Origin of the sequence: Aquabacterium sp., from assembly GCF_004297345.1 — a bacterium.
Lineage (GTDB): Bacteria > Pseudomonadota > Gammaproteobacteria > Burkholderiales > Burkholderiaceae_C > Aquabacterium.
The window spans coordinates 1-2459 of the sequence record NZ_SCTN01000213.1 but is presented as its reverse complement, the minus strand read 5'-3'; the positions used below and the strand labels follow the sequence as shown (position 1 = coordinate 2459).

The window sequence follows — 2459 nt, the reverse complement described above, 5'->3', positions numbered from 1 at the left end:
TGCCGGCCCAGGCGCGAGGGTCGTTGTTGTCGTAGCCGCCCTGGCTGCGCTTCTTGCCGGCCGAGGCGGCCTTGGCCATGCCCATGGTGAGGGCGGGCATCACGGCGGCGATCAGCACGGCGGTGTTGGCGATGGTCATGTCTGGAGTCTCCTAAAGGATCGTTCTAAAAGCGGTGCCCATCAAAAAGGCTCGGCCATTCTGATGTTGACAATGATCCATGTCAATTCAAAATGAGAACCGAGCCAAATTTGGCGCCGATCAAACAGCGAGCCCGGCGGCGTCCGCCAGGGCTCGTGGAAGCGCACGTGGCGCTTCAGGCACAGTCAATCAGGCTGCGAGGGACGGGTAGTCCGTGTAGCCGTGTGCGCCGGAACCGCCGTAAAGACCGGTGTCCGAGAACAAGTCGTTCAGTGGCGCGTTCTCTTGCAGGCGGCGGGGCAGGTCGGGGTTGCTGATGGTCAGGCGGCCGAACGAGACAAGATCGCCCTTGCCGCTGGCGATGGCTTCCTGGGCCATATCCTTGCTGTAGCCGTTGTTGACCATCCACACACCGCTGTAGAGCTTGTGCAGCGCTTCGTAGTCAAACGGGGCGTTGTCACGTGGGCCGCCGGTGTGGCCTTCCACCACGTGGATGTACACGGGATGCAGCTTTTCCAGTTCGCGCACGACGTGTTCGAACAGCGGTTGGGGGTTGCTTTCGCTCGAGTCGTTGACAGGCGACACGGGCGACAGGCGGATGCCGACCTTGCCTGCGCCGATTTCAGCGGTCACGGCGGCCATCACTTCCAGCAGGAAGCGGGCGCGGTTTTCGATGCTGCCGCCGTAGATGTCGGTGCGCTTGTTGGCGCCATCGCGCAGGAAGGCATCCAGCAGGTAGCCGTGGGCGCCGTGGATTTCCACGCCGTCAAAGCCGGCCTCGATGGCGTTGCGCGCAGCGGTGCGGAAGTCATTGACCACGCCAGCGATCTCGGCTGTTTCGAGGGCGCGGGGCACCGAGGTGTCCACCATGCCCTGGCCGGGCACGAAGGTCTTGGCCTTGGCTGCAATGGCCGAAGGTGCCACAGGGGCTTGCTCGCCAGGCTGGAAGGCCGTGTGCGACATGCGGCCGGTGTGCCACAGTTGCACGAAGATCTTGCCGCCCTTGGCGTGCACGGCGTCGGTCACCTTGCGCCAGCCGGCCACTTGCTCGGCCGTGTGCACGCCCGGCGTGGATGGGTAGCCCTGCGCCGTGGCCGATACCTGCGTGGCTTCGGCAATGATCAGGCCGATGCTGGCGCGCTGGGCGTAGTACTCGACTGTCAAGGGGCCAGGCACATTGCCTTGTTCAGCGCGGCTGCGTGTCAGCGGGGCCATGACCATGCGGTTGGCCAGGGTGATGTCGCCCAGTTGGAAGGGCTGGAAGAGTGCGTCTTGGGTTCCCATTGATGTGGCTCCAGTTTGGGTCAGGTGAGGTCGCCAGGGCGACCGGATGGGTACGGCAAAGAAAGTTGATCGGGTGATTCAGGGGCGGAAGAACTTGTCGAGCATCAGATCGACCACGTCCTTGAGCGGCTGGGTGCTGTGTTCGACCTTCATGCGCAGCACGGCGCCTTCCCACGCGTCCCAGAAGAAGCCGGAAAGCGTGAGCGCAGGCAGGTCGTCGCGAATCTGCTTTTGCGACTGAGCCTGGCCGATGAGCTCGGCCAGCCGTTCGCGCCAGCTCAACATGACGCCGCACAGCACGGCGCGGCAGGCGTCGCTGGACTCGGCCACTTCTGCGGCGAAGTTGCCCACCAGGCAGCCTTGCAGGCCTGTGTTCTCGTGATGCTGGATGAAGCTGGCAAACAACTGGCGCATGGCCGCCACAGGCTCGGCCGGCGCGCCTTGCATGGCGGTGTCCCAGGCCTTGTCCACCCAAACGCCGTAGTTGCGGATGATCTGGGCGGCGAAAGCGTCCTTGCTTTCGAAGTGGTTGTAGAAGGAGCCTTTGGGCACGCCCGCCTTGTCCGTGATCTGCTGGATCCCGGTGGCGTTGTAGCCGAGCTGGTTGAAGAGGGCGTAGCCCGCTTCACACAAGCGTCGGGGGATGTCTGTTTTGTCTGCGGTGCGAGCCATGAGTAAATAATATGACCAGTCGTCTTAAAACGATGGCGTCTCGTATTTGCCTGACAAATTTGTGGGGTTATTGGGGCTGATGCCGGTGTGACATGGCGGGGCGTTCCGCGCTGCCTGGCCTGATGCTCAGCGCATCTCGCTTTCATGCCAGCCGCCCAGCGCCCAGCGCGACAGCGCAGCCAGAGAAGCAAACACCGCGATCCCCGTCAACGAGATCAAGACCAGCGCCGCGAACATGCGGGGAATGTCGAGCTGGTAGCCCGATTGCAGGATTTGATAGGCCAGCCCTGTGCCGGTGCCGCCCGTGCCTGCCACGAACTCGGCCACCACTGCTCCGATCAGCGACAAGCCGCCCGAGATGCGC

Annotated in this window: 2 protein-coding genes and 1 pseudogene; all 3 read right to left on the bottom strand. The window is 63.5% G+C overall.

What is annotated here, in order from left to right:
* Positions 1–328 precede the first annotated feature (328 nt).
* Positions 329–1423 (bottom strand): alkene reductase, encoded by a 1095-nt coding sequence (locus EPO09_RS07620; RefSeq protein ID WP_290641795.1) that lies wholly within the window; start codon positions 1421–1423, stop codon positions 329–331.
* A gap of 78 nt (positions 1424–1501) precedes the next feature.
* Positions 1502–2095, bottom strand: coding sequence for a TetR/AcrR family transcriptional regulator (locus EPO09_RS07615; RefSeq protein WP_290641793.1), 594 nt, complete (start codon positions 2093–2095; stop codon positions 1502–1504).
* A gap of 126 nt (positions 2096–2221) precedes the next feature.
* Positions 2222–2459 (bottom strand): annotated as a pseudogene (locus tag EPO09_RS07610) (ABC transporter permease); the annotation flags it as partial.

Bases quoted from the DNA above. Each gene is read 5' to 3' on its own strand.
- EPO09_RS07620 (WP_290641795.1), bottom strand. From the start codon at position 1,423: ATGGGAACCCAAGACGCACTCTTCCAGCCCTTCCAACTGGGCGACATC.
- EPO09_RS07615 (WP_290641793.1), bottom strand. From the start codon at position 2,095: ATGGCTCGCACCGCAGACAAAACAGACATCCCCCGACGCTTGTGTGAA.